Annotated in this window: 25 protein-coding genes; 16 read left to right on the top strand and 9 right to left on the bottom strand. The window is 63.7% G+C overall.

Features of this window, described 5'->3' with window-relative positions:
• The first annotated feature begins 36 nt into the window (after nucleotides 1–36).
• The 3 genes from H0241_RS18250 to rsmA are packed head-to-tail and all read left to right on the top strand — an operon-like array spanning nucleotide 37 to nucleotide 2844.
• Nucleotides 37–966: a peptidylprolyl isomerase gene (locus H0241_RS18250; protein WP_181059037.1), complete on the top strand. Its 930-nt coding sequence runs from the start codon at nucleotides 37–39 to the stop codon at nucleotides 964–966.
• A 13-nt stretch (nucleotides 967–979) separates the two neighbouring features.
• On the top strand, nucleotides 980–2008 hold the full coding sequence (gene pdxA / locus H0241_RS18245; protein ID WP_181059036.1) for a 4-hydroxythreonine-4-phosphate dehydrogenase PdxA: 1029 nt from the start codon (nucleotides 980–982) through the stop codon (nucleotides 2006–2008).
• On the top strand, nucleotides 2005–2844 hold the full coding sequence (gene rsmA / locus H0241_RS18240; RefSeq protein WP_181059035.1) for a 16S rRNA (adenine(1518)-N(6)/adenine(1519)-N(6))-dimethyltransferase RsmA: 840 nt from the start codon (nucleotides 2005–2007) through the stop codon (nucleotides 2842–2844). The genes pdxA and rsmA overlap by 4 nt, the downstream gene beginning before the upstream one ends.
• 169 nt (nucleotides 2845–3013) lie before the next feature.
• Here rsmA and gmk read toward each other — a convergent pair whose 3' ends face one another.
• From gmk to fabD, 9 genes are all read right to left on the bottom strand, one after another.
• On the bottom strand, nucleotides 3014–3688 hold the full coding sequence (gene gmk / locus H0241_RS18235; protein WP_235984335.1) for a guanylate kinase: 675 nt from the start codon (nucleotides 3686–3688) through the stop codon (nucleotides 3014–3016).
• A 6-nt stretch (nucleotides 3689–3694) separates the two neighbouring features.
• A complete protein-coding gene (locus tag H0241_RS18230) occupies nucleotides 3695–4585 on the bottom strand; it encodes a YicC/YloC family endoribonuclease (protein ID WP_181059034.1) in 891 nt (296 codons plus the stop codon).
• A 261-nt stretch (nucleotides 4586–4846) separates the two neighbouring features.
• Entirely contained in the window at nucleotides 4847–6106 is a 1260-nt protein-coding gene (mltG, locus tag H0241_RS18225) for an endolytic transglycosylase MltG (protein ID WP_181059033.1), read from the bottom strand.
• Nucleotides 6107–6308: 202 nt separating this feature from the next.
• Entirely contained in the window at nucleotides 6309–7571 is a 1263-nt protein-coding gene (fabF, locus tag H0241_RS18220) for a beta-ketoacyl-ACP synthase II (RefSeq protein ID WP_181059032.1), read from the bottom strand.
• Between the two features lie 34 nt (nucleotides 7572–7605).
• Nucleotides 7606–7842, bottom strand: a complete 237-nt coding sequence (locus tag H0241_RS18215; protein ID WP_006203723.1) for an acyl carrier protein — start codon at nucleotides 7840–7842, stop codon at nucleotides 7606–7608.
• Nucleotides 7843–8063: 221 nt separating this feature from the next.
• Complete coding sequence (gene fabG / locus H0241_RS18210; RefSeq protein WP_027045360.1) at nucleotides 8064–8801, bottom strand: 3-oxoacyl-[acyl-carrier-protein] reductase; 738 nt, start codon at nucleotides 8799–8801, stop codon at nucleotides 8064–8066.
• Between the two features lie 42 nt (nucleotides 8802–8843).
• Nucleotides 8844–9110: a type II toxin-antitoxin system RelE family toxin gene (locus H0241_RS18205; RefSeq protein WP_181059031.1), complete on the bottom strand. Its 267-nt coding sequence runs from the start codon at nucleotides 9108–9110 to the stop codon at nucleotides 8844–8846.
• On the bottom strand, nucleotides 9094–9315 hold the full coding sequence (relB, locus tag H0241_RS18200; RefSeq protein ID WP_181059030.1) for a type II toxin-antitoxin system RelB family antitoxin: 222 nt from the start codon (nucleotides 9313–9315) through the stop codon (nucleotides 9094–9096). Before relB ends, H0241_RS18205 begins: the two co-directional genes overlap by 17 nt.
• An 86-nt stretch (nucleotides 9316–9401) precedes the next feature.
• Nucleotides 9402–10349 carry an ACP S-malonyltransferase gene (gene fabD, locus H0241_RS18195; protein WP_181059029.1) on the bottom strand — a complete coding sequence of 316 codons (948 nt, stop codon included), beginning with the start codon at nucleotides 10347–10349 and terminating at the stop codon, nucleotides 9402–9404.
• A gap of 280 nt (nucleotides 10350–10629) precedes the next feature.
• Between fabD and H0241_RS18190 the strand changes: the two genes are divergently transcribed.
• The 13 genes from H0241_RS18190 (at nucleotide 10630) to H0241_RS18130 (ending at nucleotide 25163) form a co-directional block, all read left to right on the top strand.
• On the top strand, nucleotides 10630–12558 hold the full coding sequence (locus tag H0241_RS18190; protein WP_181059028.1) for an LTA synthase family protein: 1929 nt from the start codon (nucleotides 10630–10632) through the stop codon (nucleotides 12556–12558).
• Between the two features lie 297 nt (nucleotides 12559–12855).
• Nucleotides 12856–13356 (top strand): 30S ribosomal protein S6, encoded by a 501-nt coding sequence (rpsF, locus tag H0241_RS18185; RefSeq protein ID WP_112560792.1) that lies wholly within the window; start codon nucleotides 12856–12858, stop codon nucleotides 13354–13356.
• Complete coding sequence (gene rpsR / locus H0241_RS18180) at nucleotides 13356–13604, top strand: 30S ribosomal protein S18 (RefSeq protein ID WP_006203718.1); 249 nt, start codon at nucleotides 13356–13358, stop codon at nucleotides 13602–13604. Before rpsF ends, rpsR begins: the two co-directional genes overlap by 1 nt.
• A 268-nt stretch (nucleotides 13605–13872) precedes the next feature.
• Entirely contained in the window at nucleotides 13873–14457 is a 585-nt protein-coding gene (gene rplI / locus H0241_RS18175) for a 50S ribosomal protein L9 (RefSeq protein ID WP_181059027.1), read from the top strand.
• Between the two features lie 176 nt (nucleotides 14458–14633).
• Nucleotides 14634–15983, top strand: a complete 1350-nt coding sequence (locus tag H0241_RS18170) for an SAM-dependent methyltransferase (protein WP_181059026.1) — start codon at nucleotides 14634–14636, stop codon at nucleotides 15981–15983.
• A 164-nt stretch (nucleotides 15984–16147) separates the two neighbouring features.
• Nucleotides 16148–17122 (top strand): small ribosomal subunit Rsm22 family protein, encoded by a 975-nt coding sequence (locus tag H0241_RS18165; protein WP_181059025.1) that lies wholly within the window; start codon nucleotides 16148–16150, stop codon nucleotides 17120–17122.
• A 9-nt stretch (nucleotides 17123–17131) separates the two neighbouring features.
• A complete protein-coding gene (locus H0241_RS18160) occupies nucleotides 17132–17716 on the top strand; it encodes an AAA family ATPase (RefSeq protein ID WP_328824733.1) in 585 nt (194 codons plus the stop codon).
• 252 nt (nucleotides 17717–17968) lie between these two features.
• The gene (locus H0241_RS18155) at nucleotides 17969–19459 is read left to right on the top strand and encodes a replicative DNA helicase (RefSeq protein ID WP_181059024.1); all 1491 of its coding nucleotides are present in this window, start codon (nucleotides 17969–17971) and stop codon (nucleotides 19457–19459) included.
• 237 nt (nucleotides 19460–19696) lie between these two features.
• Nucleotides 19697–21100, top strand: coding sequence for a DNA repair protein RadA (gene radA, locus H0241_RS18150; protein ID WP_181059023.1), 1404 nt, complete (start codon nucleotides 19697–19699; stop codon nucleotides 21098–21100).
• A gap of 48 nt (nucleotides 21101–21148) precedes the next feature.
• The gene (locus H0241_RS18145) at nucleotides 21149–21814 is read left to right on the top strand and encodes a CvpA family protein (protein ID WP_181059022.1); all 666 of its coding nucleotides are present in this window, start codon (nucleotides 21149–21151) and stop codon (nucleotides 21812–21814) included.
• Nucleotides 21815–21944: 130 nt separating this feature from the next.
• Entirely contained in the window at nucleotides 21945–23426 is a 1482-nt protein-coding gene (purF, locus tag H0241_RS18140) for an amidophosphoribosyltransferase (RefSeq protein WP_112397309.1), read from the top strand.
• Between the two features lie 220 nt (nucleotides 23427–23646).
• On the top strand, nucleotides 23647–24402 hold the full coding sequence (locus H0241_RS18135) for an SDR family NAD(P)-dependent oxidoreductase (RefSeq protein WP_181059021.1): 756 nt from the start codon (nucleotides 23647–23649) through the stop codon (nucleotides 24400–24402).
• Between the two features lie 131 nt (nucleotides 24403–24533).
• Entirely contained in the window at nucleotides 24534–25163 is a 630-nt protein-coding gene (locus H0241_RS18130) for a hypothetical protein (protein WP_181059020.1), read from the top strand.

Below are 25163 nucleotides of genomic sequence, written 5' to 3'. Positions count from 1 at the left end.
CGGCATTCGCTCATCCAAAACCGGGCTAGAATTGGGATGCTTTCGATGAGGAAATACCTGTTTTCGGCAGGATTCGCGCTCCTGGTAGCGGCGACCTCGGTCTCAGTTACCATGATGACGCCGCCGGCCTTCGCCAGTGAAATCAAGTATGTCGTCAACAACATGCCGATCACCACCGGCGACATCGCGCACCGGGCTGCCTTCCTGAAACTGCAGCGCAAAAAGGGTGATGCCGGCCAGGAAATGATCGACCAGACGCTGCGCATGGCGGAGGCCAGGCGCCTTGGCATCCGCATCACCGACGCTCAGGTCGAGGCCGCCTATCAGCGCTTTGCCTCGACCAACAAGATGCAGCTCAAGCAGCTCGACGGTGTCATGGCGCAGTCTGGCGTGACCAAGGAGCATTTCAAGGAATTCATCCGCGCCCAGATGGCGTGGAACCAGGCGCTGAGCGCACGCTATAGCGGCGGCGGCGGGCAGGTGAGCGAACAGGACCTGGTCAAGCACATGCTCGAAAAAGGCGGCGCCAAGCCGAGCGCCACCGAGTACATGCTGCAGCAGGTGATCTTCGTGGTGCCGAAGGCCGAGCGCAGCGCCACACTCGCCAAACGCAAGCGTGAGGCCGAGGCCATGCGCGCCCGCTTCAACGGCTGCGCCACCACACGTGAATTCGCCAAGGGCCTCATCGACGTCACTGTTCGCGACCTCCCCCGGGTGCTGGCGCCGCAACTGCCGCCGGACTGGGCCGAGCAGATCAAGGCCACCAAGCTGGGCGGCGCCACGACCGTGCGCGAGACCGATCGCGGCATCGAATTCATCGGAATCTGCTCGTCACGTGAGGTTTCCGACGACAAGGCTGCCCAGATGGTGTTCCAGAGCGAAGGCAGCGGCGACAAGAACGCCGACGAACTCTCGGCCAAATATGTCGAGGAGCTGAAGGCGAAAGCCAAGATCGTCACGCGCTGAAACCGGCCTAGCCGTGCGTGTGACAGAGCTTCCACTGGCACTGAGCGTCGGCGATCCGTCCGGCGTCGGGCCGGAAATCGCCATAGCCGCATGGCAGAGCGCCCGCGGTTCGGGTGCAGCCCCCTTCTATCTTCTCGCCGATCCGGCGCTGATCGCCGCGCGGGCGCGGCGGCTCGGCGCCGAGGTGGCAATCGTGGAGACGGTGCCGGCGCAAGCAGCCGATGTCTTTCAACACGCTTTGCCCGTGGTGCCGCTGGCGGCTCGCTTCACCGACAATCCCGGCCGGCCTGACCCGACCAATGCCGCCGGCACCATCGAGGCCATCGATCGCGCCGTCGCCGACTGCCTTGCCGGGCATGCGGCCGCGGTCGTCACCTGTCCGATCGCCAAGAAGCCGCTTTATGATGCTGGCTTCGGCTTTCCCGGCCACACCGAATATCTGGCGCATCTGGCCTCTCTCCACACCGGTGGCGTGGTGACGCCGGTGATGCTGCTCGCCGGCCCCGAATTGCGCACGGTTCCGGTTACCATCCACATTGCGCTGGCCGAGGTGCCGAAGGCGCTGACGACGGAGCTGATCGTTGCGACCGCGCGCATCACCGCCGCCGATCTTGCAAACCGTTTCGGCATCGCCAGGCCGAGGCTCGCGCTTGCCGGCCTCAATCCGCATGCCGGCGAAAGCGGCGCCATGGGAACGGAGGATGAGCGCATCATCCGTCCGGCGGTAGACATCTTGCGCGCGCAAGGCATCGACGCTTTTGGACCGCTGCCGGCCGATACGATGTTTCATGCGCGCGCCCGCGCCGGCTACGACGTGGCGATCTGCATGTATCACGACCAGGCGTTGATCCCGGCCAAGGCGCTGGCCTTCGACGAGGCGGTCAACGTCACGCTTGGCCTGCCGTTTATCCGCACCTCGCCCGATCACGGCACAGCCTTCGACATCGCCGGCAAGGGCGTCGCACGTCCCGACAGCTTGATCGCGGCGCTGAAGCTGGCCCGCCGGCTGGCCGATACCGGCACAAAGGTCGCAGCCGCATGAGCATTGATGGGCTACCGCCACTGCGCGAGGTGATCGAGCGCCATGGGCTGCAGGCGAAGAAGGCGCTTGGCCAGAATTTCCTGCTCGACCTCAATCTGACCGGCAAGATCGCGCGCGCCGCCGGCAACCTTAGCGACAGCACCGTGATCGAGGTCGGCCCCGGCCCCGGCGGGTTGACCAGGGCGCTGCTCTCTGCCGGTGCCCGGCGCGTCATCGCCATCGAACGCGACGAACGCTGCCTGGCGGCGCTTGCCGAGGTCTCCAACCACTATCCGGGCCGGCTCGAGGTGATTAGCGGCGACGCGCTGAAGACGGATTTTGCCGCTCTTGCCAATGCCGCGTCGCAAGGCGGCGACCTGGTGAGGATTGCCGCCAACCTGCCCTACAATATCGGCACCGAGCTGTTGATCCGTTGGCTGACCGTCACCGACTGGCCGCCCTTCTATCAATCGATGACGCTGATGTTCCAGCGCGAAGTGGCCGAGCGCATTGTCGCCGGCGCCGGCAGCGAGGCCTATGGCCGGCTCGGCGTGCTGGCCGGCTGGCGGACCGAAGCGAGGATCGCCTTCGACGTGCCACCGCAAGCGTTCACGCCACCGCCCAAGGTAACCTCCTCGGTGGTGCATCTGGTGCCACGCGCCAGTCCGCTGGCAACGGATGTAAAGAAGCTTGGACGCGTCACCGAAGCCGCTTTCGGCCAGCGCCGGAAGATGCTGCGGCAGAGCGTGAAAAGCCTGGGCGGCGAGGCATTGCTGATGCGCGCCAACATCGACCCGACCCGGCGGGCGGAGACGCTCAGTGTCGAGGAATTCGTGCGGCTGACGAATGCGGTGTAGCGCGGCCTCCTCCTTCTCCCCTTGTGGGAGAAGGTGGCCTCGCGAAGCGAGGTCGGATGAGGGGTGTTCCAGCTTGGCGAGGACGGCGATCCTTCGCGCACCCCTCAACCGTCTCGACGCTGCGCGCCGATCCACCTTCTCCCACAAGGGGAGAAGGGAAGGCGCCGCCTCACTCCGTCTTCTCGTCCAATAGCCCCGACACGAAATCGAACAGCCCGGGCCGGCGGTCGCGCCGAAGCCGCTCTGCCGTCACGATGCCGCGCACTTCGGCGAAGGCGCGGTCGAGATCGTCGTTGACGATGACGAAGTCGTATTCCTTCCAGTGCTCGATCTCGTTGCGGGCGTTCTTCAGCCTGGTCTCGATTACGTGCTCCTGGTCCTCGGCCCGGCGCTTGAGGCGCGCCTTCAGTTCCTTCATCGACGGCGGCAGGATGAAGATCGAGACGATATCGGCTCGCATCTTCTCCTTGAGCTGCTGGGCGCCTTGCCAGTCGATGTCGAACAGCATGTCGCGGCCTTGCGCCAGCGCCAGTTCGGCCGGCTCGCGCGGCGTCGCATAGCAATTGCCGTGCACCTCGGCCCATTCCAGCAGCGCATCGGAATCGCGCAGCCGTTCGAACTCGCGCATGGTGCGGAAATGATAGTGGACGCCCTCGATCTCCGAGCCGCGGCGTGGCCTGGTGGTGACCGAGACCGACAGTTCCAAGCTGCCATCGCTTTCCAGCAGGTTGCGCGCGATCGTCGACTTGCCGGCGCCGGACGGCGACGACAGGACCAGCATCAGCCCGCGGCGGCGAATGCGGGACCCCAGATCCCTGGCAACCATCGGCTCCTTGGCACCCATTTTGGGTTACTCCAGATTCTGGACCTGTTCGCGAAACTGGTCGACCACTGCCTTGAGCTCCAGCCCGATGGCGGTGACAGTGGCGGCGTTCGACTTCGAACACAGAGTATTCGATTCGCGGTTGAATTCCTGCGCCAGAAAATCGAGCTTGCGGCCGATGGCGCCGCCATTTGCCAGCAGCGCCCGGCCAGACGCCACATGTGTCTTCAGCCGGTCGATCTCTTCGCGGATATCGGCCTTGGTGGCGAGAAACGCCGCTTCCATGTGCAGCCGGCCGGCATCGAGATTGGCCGACGCATCCATCAGCAGCCGCACCTGTTCGGCGATCCGCTCGCGGATTGCCGCCGGTTCGCGCGACGGGTCGGCCTCGGCCTTGAGCGTCAGCGCCTTGATGGCGTCGATGTGGCCGGAAAGCAGCGAGCGCAGTGCTTCGCCCTCGCTTTGGCGCGCCTGCTCGAGACCGGTGAGCGCCGTTTCGAGTGCTGACAGGATCGCCGCATCGAGCGCTGCCCGTACCTCCTCGGTTTCGCTGGTTTCGGGAATATCGAGCACGCCGCGCAGGGAAAGCAGGCCGTCAGCGGTTGCCGGGGCAACACCGAACTGGTCCTGCAGCCGCTTGGCCAAGCCGGCCAGATCCCGGAGGAAGACGTCGTTGACGACCGGCTGCACCTGCTGGCCGGCGGCACGGCCGACGGTCAGCGTCGCCTGGAAATTGCCGCGTGCAAAGCGCTTCTGCAGCGTCTGCCGGACCGCCGGCTCGAGCCGCTCAAAACCTTGCGGCAGCCGCAGCCTGACCTCGACGCTCTTGCCGTTGACCGACTTGACCTCCCAGGCGATCGAGGCGCCGTCATGTTCGGCAACAGTGCGTGCAAACCCGGTCATGCTCTGCAAATTCATGATGCGGCTCGTGTCTCCCTGATGGCCCGATTCTGAAACCCGCCCGCGTTCGATATCACGGGCAGCGCGAATGTCAGAATCGCAATACCGGCAAGGTGTTGATTTCCGGTGTCGTTTTGGTCTCGCAGTGCTGAAATCGAGCGAAGGTGAGGCCTCGGAGCAAGGCCGAAATGGCTTCGAACCGCGCCGCTCGTTCAAAGCAGCAGCGCGTCGCCTGTGTCCGCTAGGCGTAAGGTCAATCCGTCAAAAAGTGCCGGCCTGCTACTGGGCAGTGCCCGCATCGCCGCCGGCATCCCCGCTATCGCCGCCGGCATCGCCACTGGCGTCACCGCTGTCGTCGCCATCCGCCGGCGCGTCGGTCTGGCCCGGGGTCTTGGCGCCCTTGGCGGCGTCTTCAGCCTGCTTTTTCTGCATCGCCCGGTAGCGGGCAACGTTCTCATTGTGCTCGGCAAGCGTCGTGGCAAAGACATGGCCACCGGTGCCGTCGGCGACGAAATAGAGATCGTCGGTCTTCGACGGGTTGGCGACGGCTTCGAGTGCGGCACGGCCGGGATTGGCGATCGGCGTCGGCGGCAGGCCGTTGATCAGATAGGTGTTGTAAGGCGTCTGCTTCTCAATGTCCGACTGATAGATCGGCCGGTCGGCGGGTTTGCCCTTGCCGCCGAACAGGCCGTAAATGATGGTCGGATCGGATTGCAGCCGCATGCCCTTGGCCAGACGGTTGAGGAAGACGGCGGCAACACGCGAGCGCTCGTCGCCACGGCCGGTTTCCTTTTCGACGATCGAGGCCAAGGTGACGAAGTCGTCGACATTGGCCAGAGGCAGGTCGGGCGCGCGCCGCTGCCAGACTTCGTCGACCAGCTTCTTCTGGTCGGCGAGCAGCTTGTCGACCATCTGCTGGCGCGTGGCGCCGCGGGTGAAGCGCAACGTGTCGGTGGCGAGGCTTCCCTCGGCCGGCGTGGTCGCCGGCATGTCGCCGGTCAGCGCATCCTGCTCGGCGACGCGCTGCAGCGCCTGCTCGACCGTCAGCCCCTCGGGAATGGTCAGCGAGTACATCACCGACTTGCCGCTCTTCAGAAGCTCCATGATGTCGCGCATGGAGGCGCGCGGCTTGACCTCGTATTCGCCGGCCTTCAGCGCTGAATCATTGCCATAGACGCGCACGCCAATACGGAAGATGCGGGCGTCGCTGATCAATCCACGCCGTTCGAGCTGGTCGGCAATGTCCTGGACGCCAGTGCTCGGCTTGACCAGGAAGGTGTCGCCATTGGCGGACGGACCAGGTTCGTTGAAGGCCTGTTTGCCAAAATAAAGCGAAACGCCGGCGGCGAGGATCATCAACATCACAGCGGAGATGACGAAGTTCATGAACACGACGACCTGGCTGCGCGAGGCGCGTGAGCGCTTCGGCGGCGGTGTGCCGGCTTCCGGCCGCAAGGCCTCGGCCGCAGTCTTCGGCACGATCGGGCCGGTCTGCTGGTTTTGTCCGAATTGTCCGCTGCCGCCCGGATTAGTGTTCATAAGCGCCCTACCATCTGATCTCTTAGAGCGACCATGCGCCCGGTTGGACGCACAGCGTACCCTAACATTTCAAGCCTACGCATCGTGCTTTTCAAAAAAGCGCCTTCGGTTTCAGGCCGATGCGACGAATCCCCAGCGGCAGAGTAGGCTCGAATATGGCAAAATTGACGACAGACCGCTGGCGCGCCGGTCGATACCGCAATCAGCCGATATAGCGCTGGAAGACCAGCGAAGCGTTGGTGCCGCCGAAGCCGAAGGAGTTGGACAGCGCCACGTCGACCTGGCGATGCCGTGGCGTGTTGGGTACAAGATCGATCGCGGTTTCGCGTTCCAGGTTGTCGAGATTGATGGTGGCGGGCGCGATGTTGTCGCGGATGGCGAGGATCGAGAAGATCGCCTCGGCGGCACCCGCGGCACCCAGGAGATGGCCGATCGACGACTTGGTCGACGACATCGAGATCTTCGAGGCGGCGTTGCCGACCAGCCGCTCGACGGCGCCGAGTTCGATCGTATCGGCCATGGTCGAGGTGCCGTGCGCGTTGATGTAGTCGATATCGGCAGGCGTCAGCTTGGCCCGGTTCAGCGCCGCCGTCATGCAGCGGAAGGCGCCGTCGCCATCTTCTGCAGGTGCGGTGATGTGATAGGCGTCGCCGGTCAGGCCGTAGCCGGTAACCTCGGCATAAATCTTGGCGCCACGCGCCTTGGCGTGTTCGAGTTCTTCCAGCACGACGACGCCGGCGCCCTCGCCCATGACGAAGCCGTCCCGGTCGCGATCATAGGGGCGCGAGGCCTTTTCAGGCGTGTCGTTCCGGTCGGTGGACAGCGCCCGGCAAGCGGCGAAGCCGGCAAGCGAAAGCCTGGTCACCGGCGATTCGGCGCCGCCGGCCAGCATCACGTCGGCATCGCCGAAGATGATCAGCCGGGCGGCATCGCCGATGGCGTGCGCGCCGGTCGAGCATGCGGTGACGACGGCATGGTTGGGGCCTTTCAGCCCGTGCCGGATCGACACCTGGCCGGATACCAGATTGATAATGTTTCCAGGAATGAAGAACGGGCTGATGCGGCGCGGTCCGCGCTCATGCAGGATCAGCGCATTCTCGGCGATGCCCTCGAGGCCGCCAATGCCGGAGCCGATCATGACGCCAGTGGCGCAGCGCTCGGCTTCGGTGCTGGGCTCCCAGCCTGAATCCTTAAGCGCTTCGTCGGCGGCCGCAATCCCGTAAAGGATGAAGTCGCCGATCTTGCGCAGTTCCTTGGGCTCAAGCACGGCTTCGGGATTCAGCGTGCCGTTGGTGCCGTCACCGCGCGGAATGACGTGGGCGATCTTGCAGGCAAGATCTTCCACTTCGAACTCGGTGACACGCTTGGCGGCGCTGCGGCCGGTCAGCAGTTCCTTCCAGCTGTGCTCGAAGCCCATGCCGAATGGCGAAACCAGGCCAAGGCCCGTGACGACGACACGCCTCATCGCAGGTCCTCCCCGGTGATGACTGCGGATAGCGTCAGGCCGAAGCCTTGTCGATGTACTTCACGGCATCGCCGACGGTCAGGATGGTCTCGGCCGCATCGTCCGGAATCTCGACGCCGAACTCTTCTTCGAACGCCATGACGAGTTCGACCGTGTCGAGGCTGTCCGCGCCCAGATCATCGATGAAGCTCGCCTGCTCCGTCACCTTGTCGGCATCGACGCCAAGATGTTCGATGACGATCTTCTTGACGCGCTCTGCGGTGTCACTCATTTGGGGCATCCTCGTCTTTTGTTTGTCTGTCTTCGTTAGCGGGCAGAATGCCGCTAATCAAGCTGAAAGATGGTCCTGCCGGAAACGCAACGATGCCGGACCGGTTTTTGCCCGAACCGCCGGGTTGCGGGCCGCATTACACGAAAATTGGCCAAGGTCCAAGGCGAAATGGTCTCTTTTCACAAGCCGGCCATGTCTTCTTGTAACCCGGCCATGTCCCGTCAAATCATTGCCATGCCGCCGTTGACATGGATGGTCTGGCCGGTGACGTAGGCGGCTTCGTTGGAGGCGAGATAGGCGACGGCAGACGCCACTTCAACACTCGTGCCCATGCGCCTGGTCGGGATCGCCGCCATGATCGCGTCTTTCTGCTTGTCGTTGAGCTTGTCGGTCATGGCCGATTCGATGAAGCCCGGGGCGACGCAGTTGACGGTGATGTTGCGGGTGGCGATCTCCTGCGCCAGCGACTTGGAAAAGCCGATCATGCCGGCCTTGGAGGCACAGTAATTGGTCTGGCCGGGATTGCCGGTGACGCCGACCACCGAAGTGATGTTGATGATGCGGCCATGGCGGCGGCGCATCATCGGATGGGTGAGTTCGCGGGTCAGCCGGAACACCGCGGTCAGGTTGACCTCGAGCACGCTGTCCCAGTCGGCATCCGACATTCGCACGAACAGGCCGTCCTTGGTGATGCCGGCATTGTTGACCAGGATATCGACGCCTTCGAGTTCGGCTTCCGCCTTCTGGCCAAGCGCCTTGACCTCGTCGCGGTTCGACAGATTGGCTGGAAAAAGTTTTACCCGATCGCCGAGTTCACCGGCCAGGGTCTCCAGTTTCTCGATGCGGGTGCCATGCAGGCCGACAATGGCACCTTGCGCATGCAGCACCCGGGCAATCGCCTCGCCAATGCCCCCCGATGCACCGGTGACGAGCGCCTTGCGGCCGGTCAGTTCGAACATTTTTTCAATCCTCTTCTCAAGTCGGGAGGTCGGCGAATCTGGCTATCTGTAGACGTCGCCACGATGGCCTATCGTCACCACCAGAATGACGAGCCGGTTGTCCTGCACATCGCAGATAATCCGATAATCCCCAAGCCGATATCTCCAAAAAGTCGCCAGAGGTCCCTTCAGCGACTTGCCTGCCTCCCGCGGGTTGTCCAGCGCGGCAATGCGGTTTTCGATGAAATCTCGGATGCGGTGACGTGTCTGCGGGTCCAGTTTTTCGACGAATTTGCGCGCCGAGCGGGCATACTCAAGCGTCCAGGCCACGCCAGAATTCCTCGGCCTTCACAACGTCCTCCTCGCCGCTCCTGATCCGCTCCAAGACCTCGGCTGCGAGGTAGTAGTCTTCCATGTCCTCAAGACCGCGCTCGATGAGTTCGCGCAGATAGAAGGCCTTGCTGCGGCCGGTCTTGGTCGCAAGAAAATCCAGGCGCTCTTCAATTTCGGGAGCCAGTCGGATTGAGGTTGGCATACCGCCCTCCTGATGAATACATGTATTCATGTACAGTGGCGAGGCCAAGAATTCAAGCCCGAGCCTCGTCTAGGCAGGACGCATGGTCAAGCAAGCGCGGCCAGCGCGGCCTCTACATCGGCGGGCGTGCCGACGGCCGATGTGGCGATGTCGCGGTTGATGCGCCGCGCCAGGCCCGACAGCACCTTGCCGGCGCCAATCTCGTAAAGCGAAGCGACGCCGTTGGCGCCGAGCCACTCTACCGTTTCGCGCCAGCGCACGCGCCCGGTAATCTGCTCGACCAGGCGCCGTGCGATCTCGTCGGGATCGCTGGTCGGGGTCACGGTGACGTTGGAGACAACGGGAACCACCGGCGCATGCTTGGTTACCCCGGCCAGCGCCTCGCGCATGACATTGGCCGCCGGCGCCATCAGCGCCGAATGGAAGGGGGCGGAGACCTGCAGCATCAGCGCTCGCTTGGCGCCCTTTTCGGTGCATAGTTTTGCGGCGAGTTCCACCGCGGCCCTGGCGCCGGAGATCACCAGCTGGCCGCCGCCATTGTCGTTGGCGATCTGGCAGACCTTGCCGGATCCCGTTGCAGCCTCGGCGCAAGCGGCTTCGACATCAGGCTGTTCCAGCCCGATGATCGCAGCCATCGCACCCTCGCCGGCCGGCACCGCCGCCTGCATGGCATTGCCACGGATGCGCAGCAACCGGGCAGCATCGGCGACCGAAACGAAGCCGGCGGCGGCAAGGGCGGAGTATTCGCCGAGCGAATGGCCGGCGACGTAGGCAACCTTGCCCTTCAGCGAAAAGCCGCGCGCTTCCAGCGCCCGAACCGCGGCCAACGACACGGCCATCAGCGCCGGCTGGGCATTGGCGGTCAGGGTCAGCGTCTCTTCCGGCCCTTCCCAGATCAATTTCGACAGCTTTTCACCCAGCGCGTCATCGACTTCCTCGAAGACCCTGCGCGCCTCGGGGAAAGCGTCGGCGAGGTCCTTGCCCATGCCGACAGCCTGGCTGCCTTGTCCCGGAAAGGTGAATGCAACGGCCATTTGGGCTCTCTCCAGCGCCTGATTTTTCCTGCCTGTGACGCAAGGCGGACCGCCAAGTCAAGCCCGCGGTCGGCATTTCGGCCCTTGGTCCAGCCGGAAACAGACCCCGAGTCCCTGTTCCGAAAGGCTTTTTGCCGATCACTCCTGATGAAAACCGCTCACGAATCGTTTGCTGGCTCTTCTTATTTTCGCCACAGGCGCTAGCTTTTGGATGACAGTTCTATGACAGAACGGTGACGCGAGTGGAAAAACGCGTTGCTTGGGCCGGGGGAAGAGAGAGTTGGCAAGGATCAGGAAGGGCGCGGCCGTACCCGCGCCACAGTTCTTGGAAGACGATCCGTCCACCGGCTATCTGCCGGGGCGCCGATGGCCTGTCATCCGCTACGGTCTGGTCACGCTGCTTGCCTCCGCCGTCCTGGTGTTCGCCATCGAATGGATCGTGCGCGGCGACTTCTTCGGCACGGTCGACTTCTTCCTGCAGCCCTTCAAGCCGGGCTGGACCACCATCATCGTCTTTGCGCTGGTGCTGATTGGACTGGACGCCGTGCTTGGCCGCAGCCACCAGAGCCTGATGATCGTGGCGCCGCTGACGCTGGCGCTGGCCTTTGTCGGGCACCAGAAGTCGCATTATCTGGGCGATCCGCTCTACCCGACCGATTTCCTCTATTCGCGCCAGATCATGGCATTGATGCCGCTCCTGGTGCGCGAGCGGCCCTGGACGGCGCTCGCCATGGCCGTCGGCATCGTCGCCGGCCTGTCGCTGCTGATCTATGGCTGGCGGCTGTGGCGCCGCAAAGTGCCGATCCTCAGCCGCAAGGGGCGCCTGGCGCGGCTGACACTGGCGGTGCCGCTGCTCGCCTTCTTCGTCTCGATCATGGACTACGCCACCTTCTCGTGGACCCGAGATCGGCTGCAGATCATCCCGATCATGTGGGACCAGAAGGAGAACTACGCCTCCAACGGGTTTGCGCTGGCTTTCGCGCTCAACGTGCCGATGGCGCACGTCTCTGCGCCGGCCGGCTATTCCGACAAGGCGATCGACGCGATCGACAGGCCGGATGTGACGGCCTCGGTGCCGGATGAGAAACCCGACATCATCGTGGTGATGAGCGAATCCTTCTGGGATCCGACCAAGTTGCCCGGCGTCACCATCACGCCGGATCCGATCCCCAATGTGCGGGCGTTGCGCTCGGGCTACATGTTCTCGCCGGAATTCGGCGGCATGACCGCCAACATCGAATTCGAGGCGCTGACCGGCTTTTCCAATGCCTTCCTGCCGGCGGGCTCGATCCCCTATCAGCAATATGTGCGCACGCCGACGCCGTCGCTGGCGACCTTCCTGAAAAGCGAAGGCTACCGAGCGCGCGCCATCCATCCCGGCACCAACTGGTTCTGGAACCGGGGCGCGGTCTATGCCGATTTCGGCTTCGACGATTTCCGCTCGGAAGAGACGCTGCCGCCGTTGGAAAAGCGCGGGCCGCTGGCCTCCGACGCGGCAATGACCGACGAGATCATCCGCGAGGCCGACGCCAGCGAGGATCCGGTGTTCTTCTTCGCCGTCAGCCTGCAGAACCACGGCCCCTACGAGCCGTACCGCTATTACAATCCGACCCACAAGGTCGCGGCACCCATCAGCACATGGGCGCGGGAATCGCTGCTCAGCTACGCCGAGGGTTCGGCCGATGCCGACCGTGGCCTCGAACGGCTGATCGACTGGGCGAAGAAGCGCGAGCGGCCGACGGTCATTGCCTTCTTCGGCGACCATCTGCCGCCGCTCGGCCCCGTCTATGTCGAGACCGGCTTCCTGAAAGACAATGTCGCGCCGCGCAGGGAGGCTACGCCGGAGGCGGCACTCGAGCACCACCAGACGCCGCTGATCATCTGGTCGAACCGCACCGGTCCGGCGCAGGATATGGGCGCGGTCAGTCCGGCCTTCCTGCCCTATCACATCCTGACCACGGCAGGGATCACGCACCCTTACTACACCGGCTTCCTCGGCGCGCTGCGCGAACGCTACCGCGTCGTCGATCGCAATCTTTTGCTGACACCGTCAGGCGAAGCGACGCCCGATTGGGCGCGGCAGAAGGACGTCGATCCGGCGATCAACGATTTCCGCCTGTTGCAATACGACATGATGTTCGGCAAGCGTAAGGCCGCGCCCGACTTCTTCCCCGAAACGGTGGACAAGGTCGTCGCCCATACAAGTTGATGGCCTGCGACGCCAAGGACGCTGTCTGGAACGCCTCCTACCCTTGCCTTCCAGCCAAATTGCTGTATAGACGCCCGCAATCTGCCGGTCCTTGCTGGGGGCTGAACGGAGGGCCGGAGGTTTTACCCAAAACCTTCGTGTGAAGCCAGAAGCGCTTCCGCCTCCCGTGTCTCCGCTCTCGACCGTCTCGAAATGCTCCTTTCTTCCCCGCCCCTTCGGGACCAGCGGGTCAGAGAAGTTGCAGAGGCTTTTGCCGCGAGGATCCGGGAGAGAAACGAAGAAAGGCACTGAACCACTATGGCTCTATACGAACATGTGTTCCTTGCCCGGCAGGACCTCTCGCAGCAGCAGGTCGATGCGCTTGTCGAACAGTACAAGGGCGTCATCTCCGCAAATGGCGGGTCCGTCGGTCGGGTCGAGAACTGGGGACTGAAGTCCCTCACCTACCGGGTCAACAAGAACCGGAAGGCTTACTACACGCTTATGGACCTCACCTGCCCGCCGGCAGCGCTCAACGAAATGGAGCGCCAGATGGGTCTGTCCGAAGACGTGCTGCGTTTCCTGACCGTCAAGGTCGAGGCGCATGAGGAAGGCCCGTCGGCCATGATGCAGAAGCGCGAAGAGCGTTCGGAACGCGGCGGCTTCGGCGACCGTGACCGTGGCGATCGTGGTCCGCGCTCGTTCGGCGACCGTGATCGCGGCGACCGTGGCGATCGTCCGCCGCGCTCGTTCGGCGACGCCGGTGGCGATCGTGGTCCGCGCCGTCCGCGCGAAGGTGTTGAAGGGGGTGCAGAATAATGGTCGACATCAATCAGATCCCGACCCGGCGCCCGTTCCATCGCCGCCGCAAGACCTGCCCGTTCTCCGGCGCCAACGCGCCCAAGATCGACTACAAGGACGTGCGTCTGCTGCAGCGCTACATTTCCGAGCGCGGCAAGATCGTGCCGTCGCGCATCACCGCCGTCAGCCAGAAGAAGCAGCGCGAACTCGCCAAGGCGATCAAGCGCGCCCGCTTCCTCGGCCTGCTGCCCTACGTGGTTCGCTAAGACTTTCGAGCAGGCGGTTCGCCGCCTGCTCTCTTTCTCCCACGGCGACGGGCGCCGCAGGGGTTGGTTTGAAGATGCATGTCGTTGTCCCAAAACTGGGACCATTTTTGGGCGACATGCATTGAAATCCCGAGTTGAGGTGAAAAGCCTCTAACTGCCGCGACAGGCAGGACAGCGACACCGGCGCCAAGGCGCCCGAGCTTCCTGACCTGTTCCATTCAATTCGGCGCCGATCCCGCGATCGGTGCCCAGACGAAGGAACAAGACCATGCAAGTGATTCTTCTCGAACGCGTTTCCCGCCTCGGCCAGATGGGTGATACCGTCAAAGTCAAGGACGGCTTTGCCCGCAACTTCCTCTTGCCGCAGGGCAAGGCGCTGCGCGCCAACGAAGCCAACAAGAAGAAGTTCGAGGGCCAGCGCGCCCAGCTCGAAGCCCGCAACCTCGAGCGCAAGTCGGAAGCCAGCCAGGTTGCCGAAAAGCTCGACGGCAAGAGCTTCATCGCCGTGCGTTCGGCCGGCGAGACCGGCCAGCTCTACGGTTCGGTGTCGACCCGTGACATCGCCGACCTGCTGACGGCGGAAGGTTTCTCGGTCAACCGCAACCAGATCCAGCTCAACCAGCCGATCAAGACCATCGGCGTCACCAATGTGGCGATTGCGCTGCATCCGGAAGTCGAGGTCACCATCAGCCTCAACATCGCCCGCACGGCCGAAGAAGCCGAACGCCAGGCCAAGGGCGAGACGCTGACCACCGCCGAAGCCATTTATGGCGACGACATCAACGACAATGCGCGGCCGGAGAACTTCTTCGACCCGAATACCGAGTTCGAAGGCGGCGAAGACAACGCCTGATCGCTTAACGACAAGCGAGGGAGCAGCGCTCCCAATCACATTGTCGTCATCCAGCCTTTCTGGACCAATGCCCGGGCGTCTCGCCCGGGCATTTTTGTGCCAAATGGAACTTTTCGAGCCCCTATATATTAAGGCAGAATTAGACAGCCAGTCTGACCGTGAGGGGACATTTGGTGATGAATATTCTGTTGAAGCGCGTTCTCGACCGCCTGGTGCGTACAGGCAATCTCAAAGTAACCGGGCCGAAGGGCTCGACCGTGATATTCGGCGACGGCAGCGGCGAGCCTGTGCACATGCACATCAAGACCAAGCATGCCGAGCGTAGCATCTCCTTCGATCCGATGCTGGCGGTGCCGGAAGCCTATATGGACGGCGAACTCGACATCCTCGAGGGCGGTGTGCTGGGTGTGATGCGCATCGCCTTCCAGAACATGGGCAGCGGCGGCATCGACGCCACCTGGACAAAGGCGATCGAGGGTCTGCGCCACGCCTTCCGCCGCTTGCAGCAGATCAACACTACCTCGCGCTCGCGCCGCAACGTGCAGCGCCACTATGATCTGTCGGGCGACCTCTACCGGCTCTTCCTCGACGAGGACATGCAGTATTCCTGCGCCTATTTCGAGCAGCCGGACATGACGCTCGACGAGGCGCAGGTCGCCAAGAAGCGCCACATCGCCGCCAAGCTCCGGCTGAAGGCCGGCCAAACCGTGCTCGATATCGGCTCCGGCTGGGGTGGACTCGGCCTCTACCTCGCCAAGGCTTTCGACGTCGACGTGCAAGGCGTGACGCTATCGACCGAGCAGCACGGCGTCGCCACCGACCGGGCGCATGCGCAAGGCCTGCAGGACCGGGTGCATTTCGACCTCAAGGACTACCGCGAACTCAACGAGCGCTTCGACCGCATCGTCTCGGTCGGCATGTTCGAGCATGTCGGTGTCAACCACTTCCGCACCTTCTTCGAGAAGTCGGCGACGCTGCTGAAGCCGGATGGCGTCATGCTCTTACACACGATCGGCCGCTCCGGCGTGCCGTGGGCGACCAGCGCCTTCGTACGCAAATACATCTTCCCGGGCGGCTACATCCCCTCGCTGTCGGAGGTGATGCCGGCGATCGAGAAGTCGGGGCTGGTGGTTACCGACGTCGAGATTCTGCGGTTGCACTATGCCGATACGCTGAAGCATTGGGGCCAGCGCTTTGCCGCCAACCGCGACAAGGCCAAGGCCATCTACGATGAGCGCTTCTGCCGCATGTGGGAGTTCTATCTCGCCGCCTCGGAAGCCGCCTTCCGCTGGCAGGACTTGGTGATCTTCCAGATCCAGATCGCCAAGAAGAACGACACGCTGCCAATGACCCGCGACTACATGGCCAAATGCGAAAAGGCGCTGGAGCTGCGCGAGATCGGGCATCGCCAGGAGACGGCGGCCGCCGAGCCTGCTGTTGCCAGGTCTGTCGCCGCCAAGTCCGTTGCTGCCAGGTCCGCTGCCGCAAAGCCGGCACGTCGCCGCAAGGTGTTGGATCGCGAATAACGCCTAGATTGCGCATTGCAGCTTGCCATTGGCGGCTCGCGCACTGAAAAGGGTCTCGTTTTCGCGAGACCTTTTTTCATGACCTGCATCCTCACCATCGCAGCCGCCGTTGCCGGGGTCGCCGGCGCCTCGGTCATTTTACTCGCGCCGCGCGGAGCCTGAGCGTGGAACTGCCTCCACCGCTCAGACAAGGTGTCGAGCGCCTGCTCGAAACGATACCGCTGCCGGCGCTGCGCCAGGCGGCGAAGACGCTATCGGACCGTTACCGCGCCGAACTGCGCGACGGCCGCCTGCACATGGCCGAGGAGATGGCGGTAAAAGCCTATCTGGCGACGCGGCTGCCGGCGACCTATGCCGCGGTGCGCGCCAGCCTCGATGCGCTTTCCGAGGCACGGCCCGATTTCCAGCCCAAAACCCTGCTCGATGTCGGCGCTGGTCCTGGCACGGTGCTTTGGGCCACCACGGACCTGTGGCCCGACATCGAGCAGGCGGTGCTGATCGAAGCCAGCGCCGCGGTGCGCAAAGTCGGCCAGTCGCTCGCTCCCGACGCCATCGCCGCCAGGACAGACTGGCGCGCCGGCGACGTGACCATCGACCTTGCCGATCTCAAGCCCGCCGATCTCGTCACCTGCGCCTATGTGCTGGACGAAATCGCGCCGGTATCGCTGACGAAGCTCGTCGCCCGGCTCTGGCAATTGACCGGCGACACGCTGCTGATCGTCGAGCCGGGCACGCCGGCCGGCTGGCAGCGCATCCTGGCAGTGCGCCAGCAATTGCTGGAGGCCGGCGCGCATCTGCTGGCGCCTTGTCCGCATGAAGCACCCTGCCCGCTTGAGCCGCCCGACTGGTGCCATTTTTCGCGCCGCGTCGCCCGCTCGCGCCTGCATCGCCTGGCCAAGGATGCCGATGTGCCGTGGGAGGACGAGAAGTTCATCTACGTCGCCGCGTCGCGGCAGCCCGCGCCTGCACATCAGCCGCGCGTCATTGCACCGCCGAAGGCCGGCTCCGGCAAGGTGCTGCTCAAATTGTGCCGGCCGGACGGTGGCGCCGGCGAGACGCTTTTCACCAAGCGCGACGGCGAGCTGTTCAAGGCGGCGCGGCGGCTGGACTGGGGCGATACATTTGGCACAAGCGACTGATCCGAACGGATGAGTCACCAGCTTGTGCTGGTGGGGAGACACCAGGCCGAGTATTCTTCCCGTATGGAACAAGGCCACGTACCAGTTTTATATCTTATTTGCGGAAAGATCGCCGCGGGGAAGTCAACGCTCGCGAACCACATTGCAACACAGCCGGCGACCTTGCTCATCAGCGAAGATCACTGGACCTCACATCTGTTTTCAGATGAGCTGAAGACAATCGACGACTACGACCGTCTTTCGGCGAAGCTGCGTGCTGCCATGGCGCCGCACGTTGTCGATATCTTGCGACAGGGCCTTTCGGTCGTTCTGGACTTTCCTGCGAACACTGTCGGCCAACGCGACTGGATGCGTTCGCTCATTGCCCAGGCCGATGTGGCCCATGAGCTGCATCTGCTTGATGTGCCCGATATGGTTTGCAAGCAGAGGCTTCTGGAGCGAAATCGACGTGGCGAACACCCCTTCCAGGTCAGTGAAGCGGACTACGATCTATTCACAAGCTATTTCGTCCCTCCGGAACCCGACGAAGGCTTCAACATCGTTACCCACACATCCAGGGCGGATAATCGAGTGCGGCCGGTTTCACAGATCTAATCAACCGAATGGCAGGATTCTTCGGCCCAACGGGTCCAGCCGATTGTTCTTGCTTCGTTCCCGTCACTCCCGTAGAATCATCGCTTGTCGAGTCAATCGGAATCAGAGCACGAGAATTCTGTCCTGTGGACGGTTTGCCGTCCCTGTGGACAGCGGGCATCAACGCTGATTGGACGCGAGTGATGCATTTAAGTCAGCACCGGATCTTTCGCGTTCTGGTATCGAGAAGCCGGGATCGAAATCGGGGACATCATGGCAGAGGCAGCGCGAAAATTCGGCGTGGCGGAGCAAGCGCTTTATCGTGAGGCGCCGAACAACATCGAGGCCGAGCAGGCGCTGCTCGGCGCCATCCTCGTCAACAACGATGCCTTCTACCGCGTCTCCGACTTTCTCAAGGCCGGCCATTTCTACGAACCGCTGCATAGGAAGATCTTTGAGGTCGCGGCCGAACTCATCCGCATGGGCAAGGTGGCGACGCCGATCACGCTAAAAACCTTCCTGCCGGCCGACGAGAAGGTCGGCGACATGACAGTGGCGCAATATGTGGTCCGTCTGGCGGTCGAGGCCGTCACCGTCGTCAACGCCACCGACTATGGCCGCGCCATCTACGATCTGGCCACGCGCCGCGCGTTGATCACCGTCGGTGAGGACATGGTCAACATCGCCTATGACGCGCCGGTCGACATGGCGCCTTCCGAGCAGATCGAGGATGCCGAGCGGCGGCTGTTCGAACTGGCCGAAACCGGCCGCTACGATGGCGGTTTCGAGAGCTTCACCGACGCCGTCAAGACCGCCGTCGACATGGCCAACGCCGCCTATATGCGCGACGGCCATCTGTCGGGCCTCGCCACCGGCATGCGCGATCTCGACCGCCGCATGGGTGGTCTGCAGGCGTCGGATCTGATCATCATTGCCGGCCGTCCGGGCATGGGCAAGACATCGCTCGCCACCAACATCGCCTTCAACATCGCCGAGATGTATCAGCCGGCGCAGCAGGCCGACGGCTCGTTCAAGGCAGCCAATGGCGGCGTCGTCGGCTTCTTCTCGCTGGAAATGTCGTCTGAGCAGCTCGCCACCCGCATCATTTCCGAACAGACGGAAATTTCGTCGTCAAAAATCCGCCGCGGCGAGATCTCGGAGATGGATTTCGAAAAGCTGGTCGCCTGCTCGCAGACCATGCAGAAGATTCCGCTGTTCATCGACCAGACCGGCGGTATCTCGATCGCGCAGCTCTCGGCGCGGGCGCGGCGGCTGAAGCGCCAGCGCGGCCTCGACCTCATTGTCATCGACTATATCCAGCTGATGCAGGGTTCATCCGCCAAGGCCTCGCAGAACCGCGTCCAGGAAATCACCGAGATCACCACCGGCCTCAAGGCGCTGGCCAAGGAACTCTCTGTGCCGATCATAGCGCTGTCGCAGCTGTCGCGTCAGGTCGAAAGCCGCGAAGACAAACGCCCGCAGCTCTCCGATCTGCGCGAATCCGGTTCGATCGAGCAGGACGCCGACGTGGTGATTTTCGTCTATCGCGAGGAATATTATCTGAAGAACCGTGAGCCGAAGCCCGGCACCGACGAATACATCAAGTGGGAACACGAGATGAACGAGATGCGCGGCAAGGCCGAAGTCATCGTCGCCAAGCAGCGCCACGGCCCGACGGGTTCGGTCAGCCTCGCCTTCCAGGGCGAATTCACGCGCTTCTCAGACCTCGCCGAAGAGCACCACATTGCGGAGAGGTTTGAGTAGCCGCTTGAGAAAGGCCTCAATCCTTCGCGCCCCCCTCTGGCCTGCCGGCCATCTCCCCCTCAAGGGGGGAGATTGGACGTCACATCGGCTTTCGCCAATCGTCGACGTCAAAGATGGAGCTCCGTCGGCAAAGCTGCTGATCTCCCCCCTTGAGGGGGAGATGTCCGGCAGGACAGAGGGGGGTGCTGTCCCGCCGGCCTTTCTAGCGTCAGCAATGCTCGAAGCAGGCCGCGCCTGATGGCCAAATCCCGCGTCCAGTTCATCTGCCAGAATTGCGGCTCCGTGCATCAGCGTTGGGCCGGCAAATGCGATGCCTGCGGCGAGTGGAATACACTCGTCGAGGAAGGCACATCCGGCGGCATTGGCTCAGGCCCGGCCAACATGCGTAATGCCCGCAAGGGCCGGGCCGTGGTGCTGACCAGCCTATCCGGCGACATCGAGGACGCGCCGCGCATCGTCTCTGGCATCGGCGAGCTCGATCGCGCCACCGGGGGCGGGTTCGTGCGCGGTTCGGCCCTGCTGGTCGGCGGCGATCCCGGCATCGGCAAGTCGACGCTGCTCACCCAAGCGGCCGCCGCACTGGCGTCAAAAGGCCACCGCATCGTCTATGTCTCAGGCGAAGAGGCCGTCGCCCAGATCAGGCTCAGGGCGCAGCGGCTTGGCGTCGCCGACACCCCGGTGGAACTGGCCGCCGAGACCAATGTCGAGGACATCCTGGCAACAATAGCCGATGGCCGGCGACCAGACCTCGTCATCCTCGACTCCATCCAGACGCTGTGGACCGACATGGCCGATTCGGCGCCCGGCACCGTCACGCAGGTGCGCGCCGCCGCCCAGGCGATGATCCGCTATGCCAAATCCACCGGCGCTGCCATCGTGCTGGTCGGCCATGTCACCAAGGAAGGCCAGATCGCCGGTCCGCGCGTCGTTGAGCACATGGTCGACGCCGTGCTCTATTTCGAAGGCGAAGGCGGCCATCACTACCGCATCCTGCGCACGGTGAAGAACCGCTTTGGGCCGACCGACGAGATCGGCGTCTTCGAAATGTCGGACAAGGGCCTGCGCGAAGTCGCCAACCCGTCGGAGCTGTTCCTCGGCGAACGCCATGCAAAGTCGCCAGGTGCGGCGGTTTTCGCCGGGATGGAAGGCACGCGGCCGGTGCTGGTCGAGATCCAGGCGCTGGTGGCGCCGTCGTCGCTGGGCACGCCGCGCCGCGCCGTCGTCGGCTGGGACGGCGCGCGGCTGTCGATGATCTTGGCCGTGCTCGAGGCCCATTGCGGCGTGCGCTTCGGCACCCATGATGTCTATCTCAACGTCGCCGGCGGCTACCGGATTTCCGAGCCGGCGGCCGATCTGGCGGTCGCTGCTGCACTGGTTTCGTCGCTCACCGGTCTTGCCCTTCCCGCCGATTGCGTCTATTTCGGCGAAATCAGCCTATCGGGCGCAGTGAGGCCGGTTGCGCATGCGCAACAACGCCTTAAAGAGGCCGAAAAGCTGGGTTTTGGAAGTGCGGTTCTGCCCTTGGGCAGCGAGGAGGTTGTCGGGGGGATCGGGGCCGGCGCTTTCCAGCCAACCGAACTTGCCGATCTCGTCGCGCGCATAGCCGGCTCACGGCGCAGCCGTGTCGACGAGGAAGAATGACACGGCTCGGCCGAGCCGTGAAAAGACAATCGGAGTGGGGCGAACAACATGCCGATTACGCTGCTTGACGGAATTCTCGTCGGCTTCACCCTGGTCTCGGCGATGCTCGCCATGGTTCGCGGCCTTTCCCGCGAGATCCTGTCCGTCGTCTCCTGGGCCGCGGCCGCCGCGGCGGCGTTCTTCTTCTACAAGCCGGTGCTGCCTTACGTTCAGCCCTATGTTGAAAGCGACAAGATTGCCATGGCGGCGTCCGCCGGCATCGTCTTCCTCATCGCGCTGATCGTCGTTTCCGTTATCACCATGAAGCTTGCCGACTGGATCATCGATTCCAGGATCGGCGCGCTCGACCGTACGCTGGGCTTCCTCTACGGCGCGGCGCGCGGCATTCTCGTCGTCGCCGTGGCGCTGCTGTTCTTCAACTGGCTCGCCGGCGCCAAGGCGCCTGCCTGGATCGCCAACGCCAAGTCGAGGCCGCTGCTCGAGACCATCGGCGCCAAGCTGGAAAGCCTGCTGCCCGAGGATCCCGAAAACGCCATCCTGAAGAAGCTCAATCCGAATCAGCCGGCAACCGAGACGCCTCCGGCGGCCGATGCACCGGCGGCGGATGCGCCGGCAACCGGCGAAGACGCGCCAGCGCCGGATGACGAGAGTGACGCTCCGGCCGATAACGCACCGGCGCCCGCGGCTCCGGCCCCGGCCGCACCGGCAAACTGAGCATTGGACGGATGGCCTTTGCCGGCCATTCCGTCAGTTCTGGTCTGACTATGGTGTGAACGGCGCACGGCGTGCGTTGCTTTCGCGGCGCTATCGCCTTATATGGCCATTTTAGCGGAGCTTGAGCCCCATGGCAGTTTCGAAGGCAGACGCAGACGACGTGCTTTCCGCCGAAGCAGACGATCATTTCCACGACGAATGCGGCGTGTTCGGCATTTTCGGCCGGCAGGACGCCGCGGCCATCGTCACACTGGGCCTGCACGCGCTGCAACACCGCGGCCAGGAAGCGGCCGGTATCGTCTCCTATGACGGTACCCAGTTCCATGTCGAACGCCATGTCGGCCTGATCGGCGACACCTTCACCAAGCAGCATGTCATCGACAGCCTGCAAGGCAACCGCGCCATCGGCCACACACGCTACGCCACCACAGGCGGCGCCGGCATGCGCAACATCCAGCCCTTCTTCGCCGAGCTCGCCGATGGCGGCTTCGCCGTCGCCCACAACGGCAACCTCACCAACGCCATGACGGTACAGCGCGCGCTGCAGAAACAGGGCGCGATCTTCTCGTCGACCTCCGACACCGAGACGCTGCTGCACCTCGTTGCGACCAGCAAGGAACGCGACCTCAACTCGCGCTTCATCGATGCCGTGCGCCAGGTCGAGGGCGCCTTCTCGCTGGTGGCGATGACATCCAAGAAGATGATCGGCTGCCGCGATCCGCTCGGCATCCGGCCGCTGGTGCTCGGTGACCTCGATGGCGCCTGGATCCTGGCCTCCGAAACCTGCGCGCTCGACATTATCGGCGCCCGCTTCGTACGCGATCTGAAGCCCGGCGAAATGGTCGTCGTGACCTCGAAGGGCATCGAAAGCCTGTTCCCGTTCGAGCCGCAGAAGACCCGCTTCTGCATCTTCGAATATGTCTATTTCGCCCGGCCAGACTCCTCGGTCGAAGGCCGCAATGTCTACGAGGTGCGCAAGCGCATCGGCGCCGAACTGGCGCAGGAAAGCCCGGTCGAGGCCGATATCGTCGTGCCGGTGCCGGATTCCGGCACGCCGGCGGCGATCGGCTTTTCGCAGGCTGCCGGCATTCCCTTCGAGCTCGGCATCATCCGCAACCACTATGTCGGCCGCACCTTCATCCAGCCCGGCGATTCCATCCGCCATATGGGAGTCAAGCTCAAGCACAATGCCAACCGCCGCATGATCGAAGGCAAGCGGGTGGTGCTGGTCGACGATTCCATCGTGCGCGGCACCACCAGCCAGAAAATCGTGCAGATGGTGCGCGATGCTGGTGCCAGGGAAGTGCATATGCGCATCGCCTCGCCGCCGACCAGCGCGTCGTGCTTCTACGGCGTCGACACGCCGGAAAAGTCGAAGCTTCTGGCGTCGCGCATGTCGATCGAGGAAATGGCCGAATTCATCCGCGTCGATTCGCTCGGCTTCCTGACCATCGACGGGCTCTACCGCGCCGTCGGCGAAGCCGGCCGTGACAATGAGCAGCCGCAATTCTGCGACGCCTGTTTCACCGGCCAATACCCCACCCGCCTACTCGACTTCGAAGGCCACGACAATGTGCGCACGCTGTCGCTGCTGGCGAACAACGGGGCGTAGGGTTGCCGAACCAGCATTTGCCTTCGCCAGTTTACCCCCCTCTGTCCTGCCGGACATCTCCCCCTCAAGGGGGGAGATCAGCTGCCACCTCTGTTTTCGCCAATCGCCAAGGTAGCAGAACAAGGGCCAGCGTTGATGAAATCCAATCTCCCCCCTTGAGGGGGAGATGCCCGGCAGGGCAGAGGGGGGTGTCTCGCACCCACCTCACGGAAGCCATCGCATGACCCTCGACCTCTCCGGCCGCGTCGCGGTCGTTACCGGCGCCTCGCGCGGCATCGGCTATTTCATCGCCAAGGAACTTGCCGCCGCCGGCGCGCATGTCATTGCCGTTGCCCGCACCGTCGGCGGACTGGAAGAGCTAGACGACCAGATCAAGGCCGAGCACGCAAAAACCGGCAAGGGCGAGGCCACGCTGGTGCCGCTCGATCTTGCCGACATGGCCGGCATCGACCGGCTGGGCGGCGCCATCCATGAGCGGTGGGGCAAGCTCGACATCCTCGTGGCCAATGCCGGTGTGCTCGGCGTCATCTCGCCGATCGGCCATGTCGAGGCGAAGACCTTCGAGAAGGTGATGACCATCAACGTCACCTCGACCTGGCGGCTGATCCGCTCGGTCGACCCGCTACTCAGGCTGTCCGACGCCGGCCGCGCCATTCTCATGTCCTCCGGGGCAGCGCATTCGGCGCGCGCGTTCTGGGCGCCCTATGCGGCGTCGAAGGCGGCGGTCGAAGCCATGATGCGCTCCTGGGCGCATGAGACGCAAAGCCTGCCGCTGCGTATCAATGCCGTCGACCCCGGCACCACCCGCACCGCCATGCGCGCGCAGGCCGCGCCCGGCGAGGACCCAGAGACGCTGCCGCATCCCTCCGAGATCGCAAAACGCATCGTGCCGCTGGCGAGCCCCGAGTTGAAAGAGACCGGGCTGATCTTCCAGGCCAGGCACCAGCGCTTCGTCGCCTACCAGCAGCCAGAATAAAAGCTGGTCTTTTTCTGACGCATGTCGTTCTCCTAAAACCGCTGCACACTTTTGGGCGACATGCGTCGGGATTAAACAGGCCTCCGGTTACGTTTCTTCGAATGTAGGACATTCGAAACCGGAGGACCGACATGCGTAGACTTCTTCTCGTTGCCGCCGCTGCGATTGCCGCCACAGCTGGCGTAGCCCTCGCCCAAAACGCCAAGATGAGTTTCTTCGTTACCAGCGTCGGTTCCGGCAAGGGCGCCGATCTCGGCGGCCTCAAAGGCGCCGATGCACATTGTGCCTCGCTGGCGGAAGCGGCCGGGGTGACCGGCAAGGAATGGCACGCCTATCTCTCGACCGCCGATGTCGATGCGCGCGACCGCATCGGCAAGGGTCCGTGGGTCAACGCCAAGGGCGAAAAGATCGCCGATGACGTCGCCTCGCTGCACAGCGACGCCAACGCCATCACCAAGCAGACGGCGCTCAACGAAAAGGGCGAAGTGGTCAATGGCCGTGGCGACAAGCCGAACCGGCACGACATACTGACGGGCTCGAAGCCCGACGGCACCAAGATCGCGGACCAGACCTGCGGCGACTGGACGCTAAGTGGCGCGGAGGGCGCTGTGATGATGGGCCATCACGACCGCACCGGCCTCGATGAGTCGGCGGCCGCCAAATCCTGGAACTCCTCGCATGCCTCGCGCGGCGGCTGCAGCCAGGACGCGCTGAAAGGCACAGGCGGCGACGGCCTGTTCTACTGCTTTGCGGTGAACTGA

It is taken from the genome of Mesorhizobium neociceri (assembly GCF_013520985.1).
Classification (GTDB): domain Bacteria; phylum Pseudomonadota; class Alphaproteobacteria; order Rhizobiales; family Rhizobiaceae; genus Mesorhizobium; species Mesorhizobium neociceri.
Note: the sequence above shows the minus strand (reverse complement) of the source record. Positions and strands in the feature narration are given on the sequence as shown.

Excerpts from the sequence above, each read along its gene's own strand:
- H0241_RS18250 (WP_181059037.1), top strand. The coding sequence starts at position 37 with ATGCTTTCGATGAGGAAATACCTGTTTTCGGCAGGATTCGCGCTCCTG.
- rsmA (WP_181059035.1), top strand. The coding sequence starts at position 2,005 with ATGAGCATTGATGGGCTACCGCCACTGCGCGAGGTGATCGAGCGCCAT.
- gmk (WP_235984335.1), bottom strand. The coding sequence starts at position 3,688 with ATGGGTGCCAAGGAGCCGATGGTTGCCAGGGATCTGGGGTCCCGCATT.
- H0241_RS18230 (WP_181059034.1), bottom strand. The coding sequence starts at position 4,585 with ATGAATTTGCAGAGCATGACCGGGTTTGCACGCACTGTTGCCGAACAT.
- mltG (WP_181059033.1), bottom strand. The coding sequence starts at position 6,106 with ATGAACACTAATCCGGGCGGCAGCGGACAATTCGGACAAAACCAGCAG.
- fabF (WP_181059032.1), bottom strand. The coding sequence starts at position 7,571 with ATGAGGCGTGTCGTCGTCACGGGCCTTGGCCTGGTTTCGCCATTCGGC.
- H0241_RS18215 (WP_006203723.1), bottom strand. The coding sequence starts at position 7,842 with ATGAGTGACACCGCAGAGCGCGTCAAGAAGATCGTCATCGAACATCTT.
- fabG (WP_027045360.1), bottom strand. The coding sequence starts at position 8,801 with ATGTTCGAACTGACCGGCCGCAAGGCGCTCGTCACCGGTGCATCGGGG.
- relB (WP_181059030.1), bottom strand. The coding sequence starts at position 9,315 with ATGCCAACCTCAATCCGACTGGCTCCCGAAATTGAAGAGCGCCTGGAT.
- fabD (WP_181059029.1), bottom strand. The coding sequence starts at position 10,349 with ATGGCCGTTGCATTCACCTTTCCGGGACAAGGCAGCCAGGCTGTCGGC.
- rpsF (WP_112560792.1), top strand. The coding sequence starts at position 12,856 with ATGGCTCTATACGAACATGTGTTCCTTGCCCGGCAGGACCTCTCGCAG.
- rpsR (WP_006203718.1), top strand. The coding sequence starts at position 13,356 with ATGGTCGACATCAATCAGATCCCGACCCGGCGCCCGTTCCATCGCCGC.
- rplI (WP_181059027.1), top strand. The coding sequence starts at position 13,873 with ATGCAAGTGATTCTTCTCGAACGCGTTTCCCGCCTCGGCCAGATGGGT.
- H0241_RS18170 (WP_181059026.1), top strand. The coding sequence starts at position 14,634 with ATGAATATTCTGTTGAAGCGCGTTCTCGACCGCCTGGTGCGTACAGGC.
- H0241_RS18160 (WP_328824733.1), top strand. The coding sequence starts at position 17,132 with ATGAGTCACCAGCTTGTGCTGGTGGGGAGACACCAGGCCGAGTATTCT.
- H0241_RS18155 (WP_181059024.1), top strand. The coding sequence starts at position 17,969 with ATGGCAGAGGCAGCGCGAAAATTCGGCGTGGCGGAGCAAGCGCTTTAT.
- radA (WP_181059023.1), top strand. The coding sequence starts at position 19,697 with ATGGCCAAATCCCGCGTCCAGTTCATCTGCCAGAATTGCGGCTCCGTG.
- H0241_RS18145 (WP_181059022.1), top strand. The coding sequence starts at position 21,149 with ATGCCGATTACGCTGCTTGACGGAATTCTCGTCGGCTTCACCCTGGTC.
- purF (WP_112397309.1), top strand. The coding sequence starts at position 21,945 with ATGGCAGTTTCGAAGGCAGACGCAGACGACGTGCTTTCCGCCGAAGCA.
- H0241_RS18135 (WP_181059021.1), top strand. The coding sequence starts at position 23,647 with ATGACCCTCGACCTCTCCGGCCGCGTCGCGGTCGTTACCGGCGCCTCG.
- H0241_RS18130 (WP_181059020.1), top strand. The coding sequence starts at position 24,534 with ATGCGTAGACTTCTTCTCGTTGCCGCCGCTGCGATTGCCGCCACAGCT.